The sequence below is a fragment of the Meiothermus sp. CFH 77666 genome, from assembly GCF_017497985.1.
GTDB lineage: Bacteria > Deinococcota > Deinococci > Deinococcales > Thermaceae > Meiothermus.
This window is the reverse complement of record NZ_JAGDFV010000045.1, coordinates 1-16,109: the sequence shown is the minus strand read 5'-3', so window position 1 is coordinate 16,109 and position 16,109 is coordinate 1. Positions and strand designations below refer to the sequence as shown.

General features: G+C 61.8%; 18 protein-coding genes. 6 read left to right on the top strand and 12 right to left on the bottom strand.

Translation table 11 applies throughout. The annotated features are described in order from the left end of the window. Positions 1-78 precede the first annotated feature (78 nt). Complete coding sequence (locus J3L12_RS15835) at positions 79-324, bottom strand: helix-turn-helix domain-containing protein (protein WP_208016023.1); 246 nt, start codon at positions 322-324, stop codon at positions 79-81. A gap of 284 nt (positions 325-608) precedes the next feature. On the opposite strand from J3L12_RS15835, the gene J3L12_RS15830 reads away from it, so the two are divergent. From J3L12_RS15830 to J3L12_RS15815, 4 genes are all read left to right on the top strand, one after another. Then, on the top strand, positions 609-1,523 hold the full coding sequence (locus J3L12_RS15830) for a tyrosine-type recombinase/integrase (RefSeq protein ID WP_208016022.1): 915 nt from the start codon (positions 609-611) through the stop codon (positions 1,521-1,523). Positions 1,524-1,862: 339 nt separating this feature from the next. Beyond that, the gene (locus J3L12_RS15825; protein WP_208016021.1) at positions 1,863-2,123 is read left to right on the top strand and encodes a hypothetical protein; all 261 of its coding nucleotides are present in this window, start codon (positions 1,863-1,865) and stop codon (positions 2,121-2,123) included. Beyond that, positions 2,120-3,982, top strand: coding sequence for a hypothetical protein (locus tag J3L12_RS15820; protein WP_208016020.1), 1,863 nt, complete (start codon positions 2,120-2,122; stop codon positions 3,980-3,982). The genes J3L12_RS15825 and J3L12_RS15820 overlap by 4 nt, the downstream gene beginning before the upstream one ends. 32 nt (positions 3,983-4,014) lie before the next feature. Beyond that, entirely contained in the window at positions 4,015-4,740 is a 726-nt protein-coding gene (locus J3L12_RS15815) for a hypothetical protein (RefSeq protein ID WP_208016019.1), read from the top strand. 27 nt (positions 4,741-4,767) lie between these two features. Here J3L12_RS15815 and J3L12_RS17020 read toward each other — a convergent pair whose 3' ends face one another. The 10 genes from J3L12_RS17020 to J3L12_RS15770 all read right to left on the bottom strand — a co-directional run bounded on the left by J3L12_RS17020 (position 4,768) and on the right by J3L12_RS15770 (position 14,263). Further along, positions 4,768-4,896, bottom strand: coding sequence for a hypothetical protein (locus J3L12_RS17020; RefSeq protein WP_279381153.1), 129 nt, complete (start codon positions 4,894-4,896; stop codon positions 4,768-4,770). 111 nt (positions 4,897-5,007) lie between these two features. Next, positions 5,008-5,475 carry a phospholipase D family protein gene (locus tag J3L12_RS15810; protein ID WP_208016018.1) on the bottom strand — a complete coding sequence of 156 codons (468 nt, stop codon included), beginning with the start codon at positions 5,473-5,475 and terminating at the stop codon, positions 5,008-5,010. Positions 5,476-5,483: 8 nt separating this feature from the next. Beyond that, positions 5,484-7,337, bottom strand: a complete 1,854-nt coding sequence (locus J3L12_RS15805; protein ID WP_208016017.1) for a DUF1998 domain-containing protein — start codon at positions 7,335-7,337, stop codon at positions 5,484-5,486. Next, a complete protein-coding gene (gene drmA, locus J3L12_RS15800; protein WP_347708931.1) occupies positions 7,337-11,173 on the bottom strand; it encodes a DISARM system helicase DrmA in 3,837 nt (1,278 codons plus the stop codon). The genes J3L12_RS15805 and drmA overlap by 1 nt, the downstream gene beginning before the upstream one ends. Positions 11,174-11,219: 46 nt before the next feature. Continuing rightward, entirely contained in the window at positions 11,220-11,882 is a 663-nt protein-coding gene (locus tag J3L12_RS15795; RefSeq protein ID WP_208016015.1) for a hypothetical protein, read from the bottom strand. Further along, positions 11,872-12,825, bottom strand: a complete 954-nt coding sequence (locus J3L12_RS15790; RefSeq protein ID WP_208016014.1) for a DNA cytosine methyltransferase — start codon at positions 12,823-12,825, stop codon at positions 11,872-11,874. The genes J3L12_RS15795 and J3L12_RS15790 overlap by 11 nt, the downstream gene beginning before the upstream one ends. A gap of 22 nt (positions 12,826-12,847) precedes the next feature. Further along, positions 12,848-13,198 carry a hypothetical protein gene (locus tag J3L12_RS15785; protein WP_208016013.1) on the bottom strand — a complete coding sequence of 117 codons (351 nt, stop codon included), beginning with the start codon at positions 13,196-13,198 and terminating at the stop codon, positions 12,848-12,850. Further along, positions 13,195-13,791, bottom strand: a complete 597-nt coding sequence (locus tag J3L12_RS15780) for a ParA family protein (protein WP_208016012.1) — start codon at positions 13,789-13,791, stop codon at positions 13,195-13,197. Before J3L12_RS15780 ends, J3L12_RS15785 begins: the two co-directional genes overlap by 4 nt. After that, positions 13,788-14,021: a DUF4926 domain-containing protein gene (locus tag J3L12_RS15775; protein WP_208016011.1), complete on the bottom strand. Its 234-nt coding sequence runs from the start codon at positions 14,019-14,021 to the stop codon at positions 13,788-13,790. Before J3L12_RS15775 ends, J3L12_RS15780 begins: the two co-directional genes overlap by 4 nt. A 32-nt stretch (positions 14,022-14,053) precedes the next feature. Next, complete coding sequence (locus J3L12_RS15770; protein ID WP_208016010.1) at positions 14,054-14,263, bottom strand: helix-turn-helix domain-containing protein; 210 nt, start codon at positions 14,261-14,263, stop codon at positions 14,054-14,056. A gap of 200 nt (positions 14,264-14,463) precedes the next feature. On the opposite strand from J3L12_RS15770, the gene J3L12_RS15765 reads away from it, so the two are divergent. Both J3L12_RS15765 and J3L12_RS15760 read left to right on the top strand, forming a co-directional pair. After that, positions 14,464-15,390: an ATP-binding protein gene (locus J3L12_RS15765; protein ID WP_208016009.1), complete on the top strand. Its 927-nt coding sequence runs from the start codon at positions 14,464-14,466 to the stop codon at positions 15,388-15,390. Positions 15,391-15,445: 55 nt separating this feature from the next. Beyond that, positions 15,446-15,841, top strand: coding sequence for a hypothetical protein (locus J3L12_RS15760; RefSeq protein WP_208016008.1), 396 nt, complete (start codon positions 15,446-15,448; stop codon positions 15,839-15,841). A gap of 87 nt (positions 15,842-15,928) precedes the next feature. On the opposite strand, the gene J3L12_RS15755 is transcribed toward J3L12_RS15760, so the two are convergent. Then, a partial coding sequence (locus tag J3L12_RS15755) for a hypothetical protein (RefSeq protein ID WP_208016007.1) occupies positions 15,929-16,109 on the bottom strand: 181 nt, incomplete at its 5' end.

The window sequence follows — 16,109 nt, the reverse complement described above, 5'->3', positions numbered from 1 at the left end:
TGATTACCCTCAACCCCACCCACTTCCAGCGGCTGGGTGAAGAGGTAGCGGCGCTGGTGGTGGTGCCGGAGTCCTGACCTACCCCATGCGCAAACCAAAGCGCTCGAGCACGCTCCCCAGTCCCTTCTTTGTTTCTGGTTGGCGGGCCTCGGGCTGCTTCAGGGTTTCCAGGTAGCGCTCCAGGCTCTCCCGGGTGATCCGCGGCGAGGCCTTACCCACATACACCCGCTGGATGCGTCCGCTCTGAATGAGCGCATACACCGTGGGCCGGGAAACCCGCAATAGCTCGCACACTTCCTTGATGGTAAATAGGGGCTGCTCCATGCTGATACCAGTTAACACTACTTTACTTAGCTACTGCAATACTGCATTGCTTTATTACGCCCTTCCGTGATAACATTCGGCGAACATGTCTTACGTTTGGCGAATAAAACCCAGCACCCCGCCACCCCTCCCCTCTGCCCGTACCCCAGCAAAAGCCCCTTTCTGGACGGCTTTTCTGCCCGATCTGGCTGGCTGGAAAACATATTCGCCAAATAGTTATTTTGCGAACTGCTGCCCTCTCCCCCACCCTCACGCCCCCCGGGGGACGCACCCATAGGAGGTCAATGCAACCCGACTCCCTCACCGCCTTCGCCCACTACCTCGAGGTCGAGGCCCAGCTCTCCCCCCGCACCGTGCGGGAGTACAGCACGGACGTGCGCCTCTTCCGTAGCTGGCTCGATGCGGCCCACCCGCTCACCGCCTGGCCCGAGGTGGCCCCCAGCCATTTGCGGGGCTTTCTGGTGGCCCGCCGCTTCCGGCCCCACCGGCAGGCCCGGGTGCTCTCGGCGCTGGACAAGTTCTTCTGGTATCTGCTCACGGTGGAGAAACTCCCCGGCCTGGCCGGCAACCCGGTCGACGCCCTCACCCGCCCCAAACTGCCCGAACGCCTGCCCCGCTACCGCGAGGTGCACGAGGTGCAGGCCTTCCTCGAGGCTGCCCTGCAAAACCCCAGCCCCACCCTGGGGCTGCGCGACTACTGCCTGGCCCGTTTCCTGGTCTCCTCCGGGCTGCGCCTCTCGGCCTGCCTGGGCCTCACCCTGGACGACGTGCGTTACCGCGACGGCTTCCCCTACGCGGTGCGCTACGTGGGCAAGGGCAACAAGGAGCGCGAAAAGGTGCTTACCGAGGGGGCGGCCCAGGCCCTGGCCCAGTGGCTCAAACACCGCAAGGGCTACCCCGCCCCGAGCCGGCACATCTGGGTACACCTCCAGGGCCGGGCGGCAGGGCAGGTGATGACCCCTCGAGCGGTGCAGCTCATGTTCAAGCGGGTGGCTCGGCGGGCCAGTCTCGACCCCAAAGGCTTCAGCCCGCACAAGCTGCGGCATAGCTTCGCCACCTGGCTGCGCAAGAAGGGGGTGGCCCTGGACGTGATCCGCGAGGCGCTGGATCACTCGAGCATCCAGACCACCCAGATCTATGCGCGGGTGGGGAATGAGGAGCTCGAGGCGGCGCTCAGGGCGTTTCCGAATGTGATGTGAGGTAACTGCTCCGGTCAGATGGGCACAAAATGCGTCGCCTCCTGCGGAAGGGTGATGTAGGTCAGGGGCATCCCGGCTGGGACGGTGCGGGGAGCCTTACTGCTACGGTGATGGGGTTGAGAGAAACCCGCTTTCCCACCATGGGGTTCCAGCCACTGGAGAGCTCGAGGTTGTAAACGAAGCGCCGCTCTGGCGCTATTACCGGTGCATTCCTGATACTTCCTTGGTGTAGAGGTAGGCAGTCCTCTTGTAACCCGACGCATTTGGGGAAACTGTTGTGTTTTTAGTAAGTAGTAATAGCTACTTGATTTTTTACTATAGTCTAGTAATAATGTACTCATGCCTCGGACCAAGTCACCCTACGGAGTTTCCGAACACGCCGTCCAGCGCTATATGGAACGTTTTCGCTGCCGCGACCCGTTCAAGGCCCGCGAGACCCTGAACCGTCGGGCCCGCAAGGCTCGGCCCCTGCCCCCGGTGGCCCGGGGCTACGCTCGAGGGGAGGCCCTCCTGCTGCGGGATGATTCGCTCGTGATGGTCATGGATCCGGCAGCGCGGGCCATCGTGACCTGCTATCCCTACGAAGGAGGCAGCCAGTGAAGAAAACCACCAGCCTCTACCTGAACGAGCTTTACGCCAACCGGGTGAACCGTCACCTCGAGCGCGCCCTGGATGGGCGGGGCAGCCTGACCGGCTTTTTTGCCTGGGTGGCGGAGCAGGCCCATGCTGCCCTGATTGAAGGCGGGCATCAGCTTTCCAACAGAGCCGAAGCCCAGAGCGCCCTGGGGCGCTGGTTGGGGCTGCTCGAGAGCGCGGCCCCGGATATGGACAAGTACCGCCATGCCTGGGAGGCCCAGGCCCGCTACTGGCCCTGGCACCCGACCAACCCGGCAGCCTCCCACCTCCTGGCCCTGTTTGTCCTCAAGCGGGAGTCCCCGCTATGGAATCGCCCACGCGGTACTCTCCAGCGCAGCGCCCAGGAGGCTGGTCTGTTTTACATCGGAAACGGCGACCCGCTGGAGGCCTTTGTCGAGGCAGCCCGTTCGGAGGAACCGAAGAAAACGGAGCCGGTAGAGCGCCAGTATTATCTCCTCTGGCACAAAGACCGGCTGGAGATTCTGGCCGAGCCGCCCCGCTCCCAGCCGATCAGCCTCTACGTCCATCCCGAGGCCCACGGAGCCTTGCTCCGCGCCTTCCAGAACACCCTGTTTGAACGTTTGCTGGGCACCCTGGATGATCTGCTGGCCCAGGCCTGGCCCCGGTTCCCGTGGCTGCTGGCTGTCCTGGAGCGGCCAGAGAATTTCGTCACCCATCGAGAGCTGCTGATGGCCGATCTATTTGCGGAGGAGCCGGGGCCGCTTCCGCTTCTCCCCGTGCGGCGTGGGATTGTATCCACCCTGCCCGCCAGCATGACTGGCAGCCATTGGTTGCGGGATCTGGCCCGCACCCCCGAGGACATTACCTGGCTGGCGGAGCGCCTCAAGCGCTGCGAAGACGATAACTTTTCGGAGAAGGATCACCGCCGGTACGGGGGCAAGGCGAAGTTCGATGCGGAATTCTACCTGCTCCTTTCTTCCTTTGAGCTGGACTGGCAGGCCCTTAATGAGCTGGTCATGCGCTTTGGAGCGGCGGCGGTACGGAAGGGCCTGGAGGAAGCCGCTGCCAGCAACTCCGAAATTCGCGCGACTGGTTTTGCAACCGAGATCCACCCCTCGGTCTGGATGGCCCTGGATCTGGGCCTGCTGGAGACCCCGATTCAGGATGTGGAGCGCCTCCCGGCCCAGGCGGTGGGCGCCTTCATGGCCCGGTATGGCCTGCGCGAGCTGCGCCCGGAGCGGCGGCTGGCCTACCAGGTGCTCCGGCAAATCCTGCCGCAGGAGGAGCGGGTGCAGGATCCCCTGGAATTCCACGTGTTGCGGCTCCTGCAAGCCTACGCCCTGGCGGTGCTGCCCGAGGAGGAGCGGGAGCCCGAGCGGGTCAGCCACGCCATGCTCTGCACCCTGGGGCAGCCCGACCTGTTCCCGGTGCGGGATACCCTCGAGGCCTGGACGGGTCTGCATGTCAGGGCGGACGGCCCTGAACGCTGGCGCTTCTACCAGGGGCGCAAGCTGTGGAAAACCCTCTCCAGCCGGGAGGCTGCCAGTGCCGCCCACTGGCTCAATCAGCTGGCACCTGTCAGCCACGACTACACCGCCAAGGGTGTGGGCACGGTCAGGTGGGGGCTGGACCTCAAGGCCTTAAGTATTCTAGGTATTCCGTCCCTGCTGGAAGCCGATGAGCTGCGGGTGGTCTTTGCCCTGGGGCCCGAGGTGCTGGAAGCGGTGCTGGAGCTTGTGGCTGCATATCCGGGAGACCAGAAAACCAACTGGATGCGGGGCACCTTTCAGCCCCTGATGACAGCGCTGATTGGCCGCCTGCGCCAGAGGGCCAGCGTCAAGGCCAGGCGGGTTTCTGCTTGAGTTGCTGCCAGCCCTGAAATCGCGGAGGTTTTATGAGAGCATCCTGGCCGGTTGGTACGAGGTTTCTGATAGAGATTGCCGGTTCGAAATCGACCTGGCAACTGGGGCATGAGCTGGATCTGGATCAGCGCGTGATGAGCCTGGAGTCCCCCCTTGCCAGCGTGCTGCTGACCACCCTCCCCGAAGAGCCCTTTTCGTTCAAGGGGCCAAGGGGCATCGTCGAGGGGAGGCTTGTCAGCGTGGAGCACCCCGACGGGGCAGAGGGCCTGGAGGAAGTCCTGGGGGGCATCCGTTTCTTGCGAAACATCCAGGCCAGGGTTTCTGCGAAACAGGTGTTGGGCCAGGAAGAAAAGGCGCATCTGAATAGCCTCGGGGAGTATGGCCTGCTTGCAGAAGCCCTGGAAATTGAGTTTGCCGCAACCAGGGATACCCTGGCTGCGGTGATGGCCAGCAGCAACTGGCGGAAGGCGGGGAATCCGCTCAAGGCGTTGCGGGTCACCGAAGGCGTGGAAGACCGCGATCCGGTGCGGATGTCGATGCTCCTCACCACACGGGGGGCTGCACTGCTGGACATCGGTGACCTGGATGGCGCGGAACTCTGGGCCCAGCGGGCGATAGCCCTGACCCCGAGCAGCCACTATCCCAGGAATCTGCTTGCAAAGGTCATGATGAGTCGCGGGCAGATCGGCGAGGGAATGCTCGCATTCGAGCAGGCGCAAAGGCTCGAATCAGGCCGGATGTTCGATTGGGAAGATTAGCTGCGTCGGGGCAGAGATGATACCCTGCTATCCCTTATCCGACGGGCTTGCAGGTTGGGACTCGGCTGCCGGGCGTACCCCAGCGCTATCAATCACCTCCACCCCCACCACCAGATCCACCTCGGGTTGGGGCGTATCTCTCTTGCGTAGCAGCACCGCAAAGCGCTCCTGGATTTCTCGAAGGGCTCGAGGTTCTCCCGCTCTTGGGTGAAGTGCCTTACCACAAAGGTAGCAGGAATCCCAGCGCTGCGGGGTTTATTGTACTGCTCACCGGGTTACAATCAGCTGATCGAGCAAATTGCTAACCTGCCAGGCTTCCGGCCCCGTAAGCCAAACGCCCAGTTCATGATTGTTTACCAGGCCACCTGCAGTAAAGTTGGCCGATCCGATTACGGCATCATTTCGATCTACCACCAGAACCTTCATGTGAAGACGGCCATTTGAGGAGTCGGGAAATTCGAACACCGCCTGCTCTTCCGCCAGACTCTTCAGTGCCGCCTGAACTATTTGATGCTGCGCTGAAATAGCACGGGTTATGAGGGTCACCCGTATTCCCGACCTGCTTTTACGAGCAATGTCCTTCAGAATCCCCACAAATGATGGGTCAAAACTGTAAGCGGCAATCTGAATCTCGTTACTGGCTGCTCCGATCAGCTCCTCAATGACTGCGTCGAAGGAACGTACTCCCCCGCCTACAAGGCGGTCACCGGTGGCCAGGATGGCTTTGATTGGCATCTCAGGGCTCAGGGGAGGTTGTCAAGCAGAACGTTGCGATCCAGCCACAGATTCCGCTGTTCACAACTTGTTTCAGAGATGAGCGAGCAGGCATAACAGGCAGCACCGGAGTGCTTACCCGGAACGAAGCGGTGTTCACGGCATAGCGGATCGGCTGAGCAGGTTTTCCCCATTGATATTGCCGAGGCCAGAATATGCTCAAATCTGGGCACAAGGGCGATCAATCCTCCGAGGCTTCCGTCTGAACCATATCCTGACGTGTAAAGAAGAATCCCACCGCGGGCCTGACCGGTCGCCTCGTCCACCTCAAGGTAGATACGCTCACGGATGGATGCAAGGCTGTATCCAGATTCCACCGATAATGCTCGCACAAGCAGGTGGGAAAGCGTGTGCCACCAGACGAAGACCGGATGTAATGAGTTGCGGCCATGATTTCCCGGATGAATGCCGGCCGTGTCGGGTGACCGCCCCGCTTCCTCAAAGCCCTCCCGCCATTTTCCTGCAGAGGCCCCCAGGAGGGGAGGGTGCCATCCGTCCCCGTCAGCAGTCAGGAAGATGCCCTCTCCCATTGCCTCATACCCTGGAAGCCAGGTCTGCCCTTCGAAGCTGGAATCGATGGGGACGAACTTCCCGGGTATGCCTCCAAGAGCCGGACCAACAGCCCTCCTGTATCCGATCTGAACAGTTACCGAGTGAAGCTTCTCGACGGGAGCCACCCTGAACCGTATGCTACCCCGGGCGCCAGGAAACACCCTTACCCGTGCCGGATTGATTTCCAGCAATGATACGGGCTTCGATCCTGTCGGACCTGTCGTCACTTTCGGAGGCACTCCCTGCACAGCCCCGACCCGAAAGGCGCGAAACTCGTCCAGAAGTATTCGTTGCATGTCGGGAGCGGGATGATGGGTGAGGAGATCGCGGACGGCAGACCTGATGGCCCCGAAGTCCTGCTGCTGTATGTATTCAATTTCGTCATCCCGCAGCCCACCCGGCCCCTTCGGGCAGGCACTTCCGAGCCACTGCTGGAATTCCTGTTCTGCAGGGTCTTCTAAACGCTGCTGTGATCGATTCAGCCGTCCCAGCATCGCGAGGGCGCTCTCCAGGCTTTCCCTCACTCTCGGCCGGCCCAGGAGCTGGTGCAGCCGGGTCTCCAGCGGCGGTACGGTGATGAAGGTGAGCAGTTCTGGAATACGAAGGCTTGTGGCCTGTCGCTGAATAACCCAGGCCCGCTGGCTGCAGCCACTCCTCTGAGGACCGCTATCGAGCTGCTCGCGCTCTGGATAGCGGCCTGAACACAGCCAGGAACGGTTGTACGCCTCCCCGAGGCTGATCTGCTGGTGACAGCGCGGACACCTGATCAGCGTGGCGCTCAGGCTGCTTCCCTGGTTGCGCCACAGGAAGTACTCCGGTGCAGCCTCCTCCGTGCATGGTGTCTTCGAATGAACCAGGAGATTCCAGTTCACCTCATCAAGGTGTCCTTCAGGGCAGGCCATCACGAAACGGATGGCCTCGATGCGACGTGATTGTTCACCGGATTGCTCACAATCAGGGCAGGCTCGGGGATAAAGAATGGAGTGCTTCACGCAGAGCTTCCACACCGGGAAAGCCCTGGTTCGATAGAGGGGCCTGTGCGCCGGACGGCCCAGCATCGCATTTGAAGGCACCCGAAACACACGGCGGTTACCCAGAATGGTCTTTAGATGTGGCGTGTCCAGGGCAAATCTATCCGGGTCTACACCTTGAGGGAAGAGTCCGTGCTGAGCAAGGGGCACCAGCCGCGGGCCCCCTGTGGTTTCCACAATGGCTCCGGGCCCGAGCTGCAGAATGAGCTGTGAAAGGCGTACCTCCTGATATCTGGGCATCAGCTGTCACCTCCCGTATCAATGCTGATGGTTTCCTCAACTTCCCGGAGGGATTGCGGGGCATTTTCATAGACCACTGGCAGTCCGGCTCCCTGGTGTGCAGGATCCCCAAGGACCACTGGATATCTGGGTGGATCATAGGGTGAGTACTCCCAGTACTTCAATCCAGGCTGGCCGCGGGCGATCATCTTCCAGCGATCGAGTTCTGAATCTGCAAATAACTGCACATCTCCCGGCAGCGGCCTCCGCAGTTCTGGCTGGGTCTGTCCACGCGCTTCGATGATTCGCGGGAGAACGGAGATGTCAGCCTGAGCCTGAGAGCTGGAAGATGCAATGTACTTCGGGTTGCTCTTCCAGCGAGCGCCGGTCTGGCGCCCGTTGATCAGCAGCGCCACCATAACCGGCCCTGCCGCAAGATCCAGAGCCCCCGGAGAGAAGGGCATGACGGTCACCGGTTCAACGTGCCGATAGATCTGTCGGTGATAACCACAGAAAAATTCGTAGTGGCTCAGGTCGCGAGGCCGACTGGCTCGCAAAAACGTCAGCACCAGGGCTGCACGGGCGCGACCAACGCGTCCGGCAGCCTGGATATAGGAGGATGTTGTCTTCGGCTGTCCATGCACCACCATCAGGGAGAGCCGTGAAACATCCACACCCGTTCCGAACATGGAGGTGGCCAGCAGGGCATCCGGTGACTCAGAACCACTTCTGCTCAGACGCTCCAGAATCGCTGGCAGGTCAGTGGAATCTTCACGGCTTGAAAGCTCAAGGATGCCATCCTCATCGAACGGTCGGGGACTTTCTCCCCGTCTGTCCGCCAGGGTCTGCAGATGCAGCTTGATATCCTGGCGGGTGAGGGCACGCACGCCTGCGAGCTCCCGTACCGCATTGAAATAGCCTGCCAGCGTTTTGAAGTAGTCGAAGTCCGGGTCGCCAGAGCGCACATGAGCTGCCTGGAGCAGAATCGACCATAACCTGTAGAGCGGCTTGAGCGGACCGGTGCCGGGTGCGGCAAGGCCAACGAACAGCTGCCCTGGCCGCGATTCATCGAGTGGGTGGGGTTCGGCAGTGCGCAGGAAGAAACGGTCATCCGCCTCGAGTCCGCGAGGCGGAAAGACCGCCAGACTGCGGTTGAATATAGCCTGGATCTGGCTGCCCGCCTCCCGCACCGTCGCCGATGAGGATATGTATTTCGCAGGATAGCCCTGATAGCAGGCAAGGGTATCAATAGCGATCTCATACAGCCCGACCATACTGCCCAGGGGTCCCTCCAGCAGATGGAGTTCATCCTGAAGAATGAGCTCTGGTGGGTCGAGGGGCTGACAGGCTGTGCCGAGGTCAGCCATGGCCGAGCACTCGCTGCAGTCAAGTGTGTAACCATCCCAGGGGTGGTAATAACCCACGTTTCCGAACAGACGCGCTGCACGGGGCTCAAAGGCCAGGCGGGCGAACTTATCCACGGTTGCAATGAGTAAAGACGGAGGGTGAGCGTACAGCTGCTCATCAACGGTCTGGGCAGGGATGGGAACACGTGAAGCAGCCAGTATCGTACCCTGTGCCTGCCACGGGGGGATGACCCGGCGGAGTCTGCCGGCCCCGAGATGGGGGAGCCTGACCTCGACTGTTCCGATACGTGTGTGCTGATACCCCCCATTCAGTCCTTTGCGTGCAGTTCCTGTGGACGCATGAAAGAATGAGTCATCAGCCGGAGCGCTCTCGCACCAGGGGGTGCTGCCCAGGGGGCAGTCAGGGTTAGGGCACCAGATCTCGAAATCCACCGGAACCGCCGCGCCTCCTGGCTTTGTGTTGCGCCGCATCCTGGCAAAGTACCCGGGTCGTGCGGCGCTGAGCGGGCAGAGAGTGAGTGTCCGCCCCGGGCCGTTCTTCCACCAGGCATCAAACGCTGCCTGGGTAAGGGATCGTGTCAGGGTGAAATCCAGAGTAAGGACAGTGTAGTCCGAGGGTAAGGCGGTAGAGGTGCATGTCAGGCTGCTGGCCTCGCGCATCCCGCGGATATGCGGCAGATGCCGGTCCACCTCGTCCTTTGACTGCCTGAGGACAAGGTGGACTCGATGTTTACCGGCGGGAAGACCCCGCCTGGGAAGGGCGAGCAGCGCGTCGCATGCAGGGCAGTTGAGCACCTGGGCTGGCTCCCCCTGACCATACTCCCCGCGCAAAATGCTGATCGCTCCGCGCTGGTCACGGAAATCGTTCAGTCGATTGGGGGTCAGTCCTCCGCCGACCCACAGTCCGATGGAAAAGCGTGCTGTTCCCCAGATGAAGTTCGAGGTGTCCGTGCAACCCTCCGGTCTCCACCCTGCCTGCCCCCTCTCGAGTCCCTGGACGCGCAGGAACTCGCAGGCCGTAACCATCGCCAGGGCGCGGCGGTACTGCTGGAGGGTAAGCAGCCTGAGTGTATATCGCGAGATTACGGCTGTACCCGCACCCGAATGGCCTCCACTATTCTGACGCAGGGCACGCCGCCTTCTGTAAGCCATGGTAAACGCAGCCATGGCAAGATATGCCTCGGTCTTCCCGCCTCCGGTGGGAACCCACAGCAGATCACAGACGGTTCTGTCGTCCGATCCAGGGTTCACCACCGACTCCAGGATCGAGAGCATGAACCCGAGCTGGAAGGGTCGCCAGCGCAAAGTGCCAGCCCCACCCAGCTGTTTCCAGGAAGCCTGCTGCCACATCACCCGGTTGGCAAAGCAGAAGGCCAGGCGGGCATCCGGATCGCTGCGCAGCACCTCGAGGCCGCGCCTCATCCTGTGCAGCACCTGCTTCGCCTCTTCGAGAAGCTCCTGGGCGGCTGTTGCATCCCGTCCCTCGAATGCCACAGCCCGGGCAGAACACTCATTAATCCACTTCTCATAACCGTGCACCAGGGGCTCGAGCATGGGTACCAGATGCTGCACTTCGCACGAGCGTGAGAGCACAGCGGCGTCGAGTTCCGGAGCCCGCCCGTACCTTTCCTCCCATTCCCAGCTCGGAGCCTGCAGAGCATACATCGGTATGAACTCGGAACGAACATCCGGAGCCAGGAATCGATCACGGTCATGCTCATCGAGAAGTTCGCCATCAGGCCAGGTAAAACTGGTTTTCCTGCCTGGACTGCCGAAGGGTCGCTCGGGGTCTATCTCACGCCAGATAGCGGAGCACAGGTGGCCGCGTGCATAGGCCGGACGGTTTCGATAGAGAAACTCGAGCCTGCCCTCCTCTGCTTCCCCCTGCGAACGCATGGGCATGAGGCGGATACTCTCCCCCAGCAGTATCCGTACTGAGGGTTGATAGATGCACTCTGCTGCCGAAAGCACTTCTTTGTCGGCCGGCAGTATGCGATTGACGAGCTGCAGCAATATCCTCAAACCCTCACCCTCCCGGATGAGGCGAAGGTGAAGCGAAAGCTCGCTTGTCGTCTGCCTTTCCGAGCTTGCGCGGCCGGATTCATCCAGCCACAGTGTTAACCCGTTGCTCACCTCGACCGAATCGGCGATCCAGACACGAGGTTGGCGGCTCCAGGTACGACGACCGTCCTGGTTGATTTCAAAGTAACGTGCCCAGGTCACGCAGAAACTCAGTTTGAGGGGCAGGGGCCCCGCCACCTCAAAAGAGAGGCCAAGCACCGAGGGACGGCTCTTCGGATCAAGAGCCGGTGAAAAGACCGGGGCGACAGAGTCGAGGTCACCGTCCCGATCCTCCTCACCGGCTTCGGAATCTTCCTCAGGGGTCTCCGCCTCGGTGTCCAGGTCGCGAATCCGAGCAGTGAGGTCTGCAGGTTGCAAAACGCCAGTGATGTACTCGCCCAGCGGACTTTCGTCCAGGGTTTCCCTCACCCCGAACCTGGGGCCGAGAAGATCACACACAGCTTCCGATACAAGTTCACTTCGCAGTGGCATACTGGCTCCCATAAAGACAGATGGATTGCAGCGGGCATCGATGACACGCAGGCATGGCGGGGGTGCAGATAAGAGCCGCAAGGTCGAGCAGGGCGAGGTTGAATAGCCTCGGTCGGTCTCTGTCAAGCAGCTCTGCCATTATTGTGCGAAATATTCTGCTTTTGCGTGAAGAATCCTGAACATCCAGCCGGAAAAGCCTGCCAAGCACGCGTACGGTGTTGGTATCCAGGATTGGCTCGGGCCGATCAAAGGCGAAACAGGACGTTGCGGCAGCAATGTACAGGCCGATCCCGGGCAGCGTCCTGAGCATTTCCACGCTGCCGGGAATGTCACCGCCAAAACGACTTACCACTTCCCGAGCCATCTCAAGTAGTAGGGGTACCCGCCAGTGCAGGCCCAGTGACCGGAGCAGGTCAGCGAGGTCTTCAAGCTGGGCTGCGGCCAGGGCGTGGACGGTAGGGTAGCGCTCCAGAACCCTGTGGTAGATCGGCACCACCTGGTCAGCTCGTGTGCGGTGGAGCAGCACCTCAGCGAGCAGTATGTGGTAGGGTTCCCGGGTCTCCCTCCAGGGATAGACCCTCAGGTTGTCGCGACCCCATTCAATAAGGGTCTCCCGAAGCTGATGGATGGTGCTGCTAGAGTTCATACAGGAGTTCCCGCATGACCCTGGCTGCCACGCTGGAGAACACAGGGCTCACGGCGTCCGCCACCATCTGATAGCGATGCTTCATACCCATGGGTTCAGGGAAGCGGAATTCTCTGTCAAAACCCATGATCGACATGGCCTCTCTAACCGAGATGACCCTCTGAGGTATCCCGTGGCCATTCCCAGCGTAGGGATGGAGGATATAGGTCTTCATCACGCTGCCAAATGAGGGAGCGGGGCGATCGGGGTTCAGCCTGTACCAACCAAAGCGATTCTCCGAGTATTTGTCGAGGTAGTTGTTGATGGTTCTGAAGTTCGGCCAGTGGTGGTCAGCCATCTCTCCGTAGCCCAGCGGTAGCAGGTATTCCAGGGCCTGGGCTACCGTCTGGGCGGGAGCCCGGTGGTTTTCGAGTCGCTCAAAGAACTCCCTTGCGAGGTTTACCCGCCGCCCCCGGCGAAAGCCCACCGCGAAGAACCTCTGGCGGGAAGTGGCTGCTCCATAGTCGGAGTAACGGATTGCTCCGGATTCGATCCAGTACCTTTTCGCCAGTAAGCTTTTCCAGCGAAGGAAGGTTATGTCCGTGCTGACAGGCAGAACGTTTTCCATCAAAAAGGCCTCTGGGCGCAACTCTCTAATGTAGCGGAAGTAGCTCTCGAGTAATGAATAGTCTCTGTGCGCTTCTCGATAACGCTCTGGTCGCCGGTTGACGTTACTCCAGGGCCGGCACGGTGGCCCACCAGTAACTACCAGTGGCTCACCTGTTAGGGGCCGGGAAATCTGCCCTGGAAGGGAAAGATCCCTCACTTTCGCTTCCCCGATGTGGTTGAGCTCAAAGATCTCTCCTACCCGGGGATAGCTGTCAAAACCGGTGACCTTAAATCCGTTTCTGGCGAATCCAAGCGCCAGGCCACCCATGCCACAAAACAGATCAATCAACTTCATAGTATTTGCACCCAGCCGCAGTTCATTCACCCAGTTCCTGAATTACTGCATTTCTCAACCCCTCATCCTCCTCGAGCCTCCTCAACAACACCCGCAACACCCGGCTGCTATCCACCCCCGCCTCGAGCGCAAACCGTTTCAAGAACTTGTGCTGTGCAGGCTCGAGATCCAGCGTGTAGCGCACCATTTTGGGTTTGGGTTTTGGGGGAGCGGGGGTATTCCCCTGGGGTGTGGTTAGGATCCCTCGGGGTTCCTCGGCTGGGAGCAGGGCCGTCTCCTCTACCTCCGGCACCACCACCGCTATGGGCCTGGGCTGCTCGGTGGTCTTGCGGAAGCGGGCCAGGATGTCGCTGGCGGGTTTGGGCTTGCTCATGCCGCCACCTCCCCCAGCAGCTCGGCCAGCACCTGCTCGTATTCCCCCACCTCCGCCGGGTTCAGCCCGAAGCTGGTGGCGTAGCCTTCCCGCAGCGGCACCTCGGCCTCCAGCACCGGCAGTTCCATCTCCTGCAACATCTGCCGGGCCGCACTGGCGCTGCGGGTGCCCCGGCGCACCTTGGTCAGCAGCATGGCAATGCGCAAGGGGTTCAGGGGCTCCACCTCGGCCAGCAGCTCCAGGGTGGGGCGCAGCCGATCCATGTCCATCAGGCTGGGGGGAATGGGAATCAGGGCCACCTCGGCCACCAGTGCCGCACTCCGCACCACCCCCAGGTCGCCCGGCGGGGTATCCACCACCACATGCGCAAAGCCCCTGGCCAGCTCGGGCACCTGCTTGTGCAGGGTCTTGACCGGCAGGGCGGTCACGGTAAAGGGCAGACTCTCGGCCTGGTCGCCCCAGGAGAGCGCCGAGCCCTGGGGGTCGGCGTCCACCAGCAGGGTCTTGCCCCGCCGGGCCAGGGCTGCCGCCAGGTAGACCGAGGTGGTGGTCTTGCCGGTGCCGCCCTTCAGGTTGATCACCGCCAGCCTCATGCCGCCCCCCGCAGTCGTCGCACGTGGGCCAGGTCGCCCGCGTCCACCGGGCGGATCTCCTCTTTTTGCAGGGTCAGCACCCCCAGGGTCTCCCCCGCCAGGGTCACGAACTCCACCTCAAAAGCCTCGCCGTCGCCATGCACATGCACCACCGTTCCCACGTCCCCGGCCAGCAGGCCCAGCTCGGGCCGGTTCACGTTCAGCACCACACTGTCCAGTTCACGGATCATTGTTTTTTTCCTTTGCCCTGTTGGTTGGAGGTTCAAGGCGTCCTCTCCCGCAGGTGGTCAATGGCCTCGAGGGCCTCGAGCGAACCCACCAGCCGGGCGGCCTCGGCCCTGGGCACCCGCCAGGAGCGGCCCACCTTCCGCGCCTCCAGCTCCTGGGTGCGGCACATCCGGCGGATGGTCTCCTCGCTCACCTTGAGCAACCGGGCCAGTTCCTCAGGGGTGTAGAACGCCGGGCTTTGCATTCTGCCATCATGACACACAGTACACAGTGGACACAAGCAGTAATGCCGTAGTGCAGTAGCTAAGTATTTGCGGTTTACTCCAAGCTTCCGTCCTGTACGGCGATAGCCTAAAAGTAATACAGTAAAAAAGTAGTTACTTATCAAGGTAACTAAGTAATCAAGTATTGCAGTAACTAAGTAACTACGTATATCCTGCATCCATGTCGCACCCCTTTGTTGGCCGCAAGGATGAAGGCCGCGCCCTGCTACTGGGGGTGCAGCGGGGGCGCAGTACCCTGCTGGTGGCCCCGCCGGGTTATGGCAAGAGCCACCTGCTCGAGGAGGTGCGTCCGGCCCTGGGGGCCTGGGCGCTGTTGTTCTGGACCGACAAGGTGGGCCCCTTCAACAGCTTTCTACGTGACCTCTTCCGCGAGTTGTGGGACGCCCGGGTGCCTATCCCCGAGGTGAACTACAGCAAAAGCTTCGAGGCCGACCTCAAGGCTTGGGGCCGTCGCTACACCAATACCGACGAAAAGGCCCGCTCCATCGTGGCCGCCCTCAAACAGTACCAGGCTGGGGGCATCAACCGCCCCATCCTGGTAATCGAAGACGTCTCGGCCATTACCCCTTCGATGGTGCCCTGGCTGGTAGCGCTGGCCGAGGTCGCCACCCTGGTTTGCGGGGCCTATCCCGAGACCCTCCGCAAGGCCGGCACTCGCAAGTTCTGGATGCGCCTCGACCGCATAGACCTACCGCCCCTAAGCCCAAAGGAGAGCCGCGAGCTGGCCGAGGCACTGGTACAGGTGTACGGCATCGTGGCCGAGGACCTCGAGGTCTACCTGGCCCGCGTCAGTGCGCTCTCCGGGGGCATTCCTGGCGAGCTGGTGCGCCTGGTGCGCTACGTGGAGGCCGAGGCCATCGTTCGCAACCGCGATGTGGGGACTGGCTACGCCCAGAACCGCGCCCAGCGGGAGGAGCGGGGGGTAGCCCTGGCCCCTCTGCTCCTGGTGCTGGGCGGGGCCGGGCTGGTTGTCCGCACACTGGGGCTGGCGCGGGGCGAGATGGATCTCTACGTGGCGGGTGCGGTGCTGGTCGGCCTTTTTATCGTCACCGGTCCCTGGCTGCGAAAGGCGGTGGTGGCCCAGTGAACCTGCCCCCCGAGCTGGCCCACCTGCTGCCCCGGGCGAGCCCCTGGCCCGCTAAGTGGACGACCTGCCCCTGCAAAAGCTGGCCGAGCAGTCCAACTCCAAAAAAGCCGATGCCGAGCGATTGGCCGCCGAGGTTACCCGCCTCGAGGTGCGCTACCGGCGCGAAAAAGCCGCCCTGCAAGCCGAGCTACAGGCCGCCCGTGAGCGGTTGGGTCGGGTGCGCTACCTGGTGGCCCAGGGGGCAGAACCCCGCGCAGCAGAAGCTGAGGCCAGGGGCCAGGTGGAGGCACTCGAGGCCGGCAGATCCGGCTCGACCTGGACTACAGCAGCCAGCGGGCCCGGCTTCTGGAAACCCAGCGAGAGCGTCTGCTCGAGGCCCAGCAGCTTGCCCGGCGGCAGGGCCGCGAGGCCGAGCGCCAGCTCGTGCGGTCTCCCGTTTCAGGCCGGGTAGCCGAGGTGCGGGTGCGCGAAGTGACGGCTCGGGGGGTGACGGTGGAGGTGGTGGTGTTGGGGGAGCCTAAATAATCACTGGTGCTAGTCACAAAACGATGTCAGCTATACACAGGTCTGGGGAAGCGGCGATGAGGTTCAGGGCAATGATGAGGTAAGCCCACCAAGCAGTAAAGCCAAGTTCAGTACGGTGATGGCGTTTCTTGGCACCGAAAAAACGGGTTAGTTGAGACAACAACCTTTCGATGGACATACGCTCTGACCAGGTC

What these genes read in the sequence shown, in the direction of transcription:
- J3L12_RS15805 (WP_208016017.1), bottom strand. Translation starts at nt 7,337, where the DNA reads ATGCCCAGATATCAGGAGGTACGCCTTTCACAGCTCATTCTGCAGCTC.
- J3L12_RS15770 (WP_208016010.1), bottom strand. Translation starts at nt 14,263, where the DNA reads ATGCAAAGCCCGGCGTTCTACACCCCTGAGGAACTGGCCCGGTTGCTC.
- J3L12_RS15815 (WP_208016019.1), top strand. Translation starts at nt 4,015, where the DNA reads ATGAGAGCATCCTGGCCGGTTGGTACGAGGTTTCTGATAGAGATTGCC.
- J3L12_RS15825 (WP_208016021.1), top strand. Translation starts at nt 1,863, where the DNA reads ATGCCTCGGACCAAGTCACCCTACGGAGTTTCCGAACACGCCGTCCAG.
- J3L12_RS15765 (WP_208016009.1), top strand. Translation starts at nt 14,464, where the DNA reads ATGTCGCACCCCTTTGTTGGCCGCAAGGATGAAGGCCGCGCCCTGCTA.
- J3L12_RS15785 (WP_208016013.1), bottom strand. Translation starts at nt 13,198, where the DNA reads ATGAGCAAGCCCAAACCCGCCAGCGACATCCTGGCCCGCTTCCGCAAG.
- J3L12_RS15795 (WP_208016015.1), bottom strand. Translation starts at nt 11,882, where the DNA reads ATGAACTCTAGCAGCACCATCCATCAGCTTCGGGAGACCCTTATTGAA.
- J3L12_RS15790 (WP_208016014.1), bottom strand. Translation starts at nt 12,825, where the DNA reads ATGAAGTTGATTGATCTGTTTTGTGGCATGGGTGGCCTGGCGCTTGGA.
- J3L12_RS15775 (WP_208016011.1), bottom strand. Translation starts at nt 14,021, where the DNA reads ATGATCCGTGAACTGGACAGTGTGGTGCTGAACGTGAACCGGCCCGAG.
- J3L12_RS15830 (WP_208016022.1), top strand. Translation starts at nt 609, where the DNA reads ATGCAACCCGACTCCCTCACCGCCTTCGCCCACTACCTCGAGGTCGAG.
- J3L12_RS15780 (WP_208016012.1), bottom strand. Translation starts at nt 13,791, where the DNA reads ATGAGGCTGGCGGTGATCAACCTGAAGGGCGGCACCGGCAAGACCACC.
- J3L12_RS15835 (WP_208016023.1), bottom strand. Translation starts at nt 324, where the DNA reads ATGGAGCAGCCCCTATTTACCATCAAGGAAGTGTGCGAGCTATTGCGG.
- J3L12_RS15810 (WP_208016018.1), bottom strand. Translation starts at nt 5,475, where the DNA reads ATGCCAATCAAAGCCATCCTGGCCACCGGTGACCGCCTTGTAGGCGGG.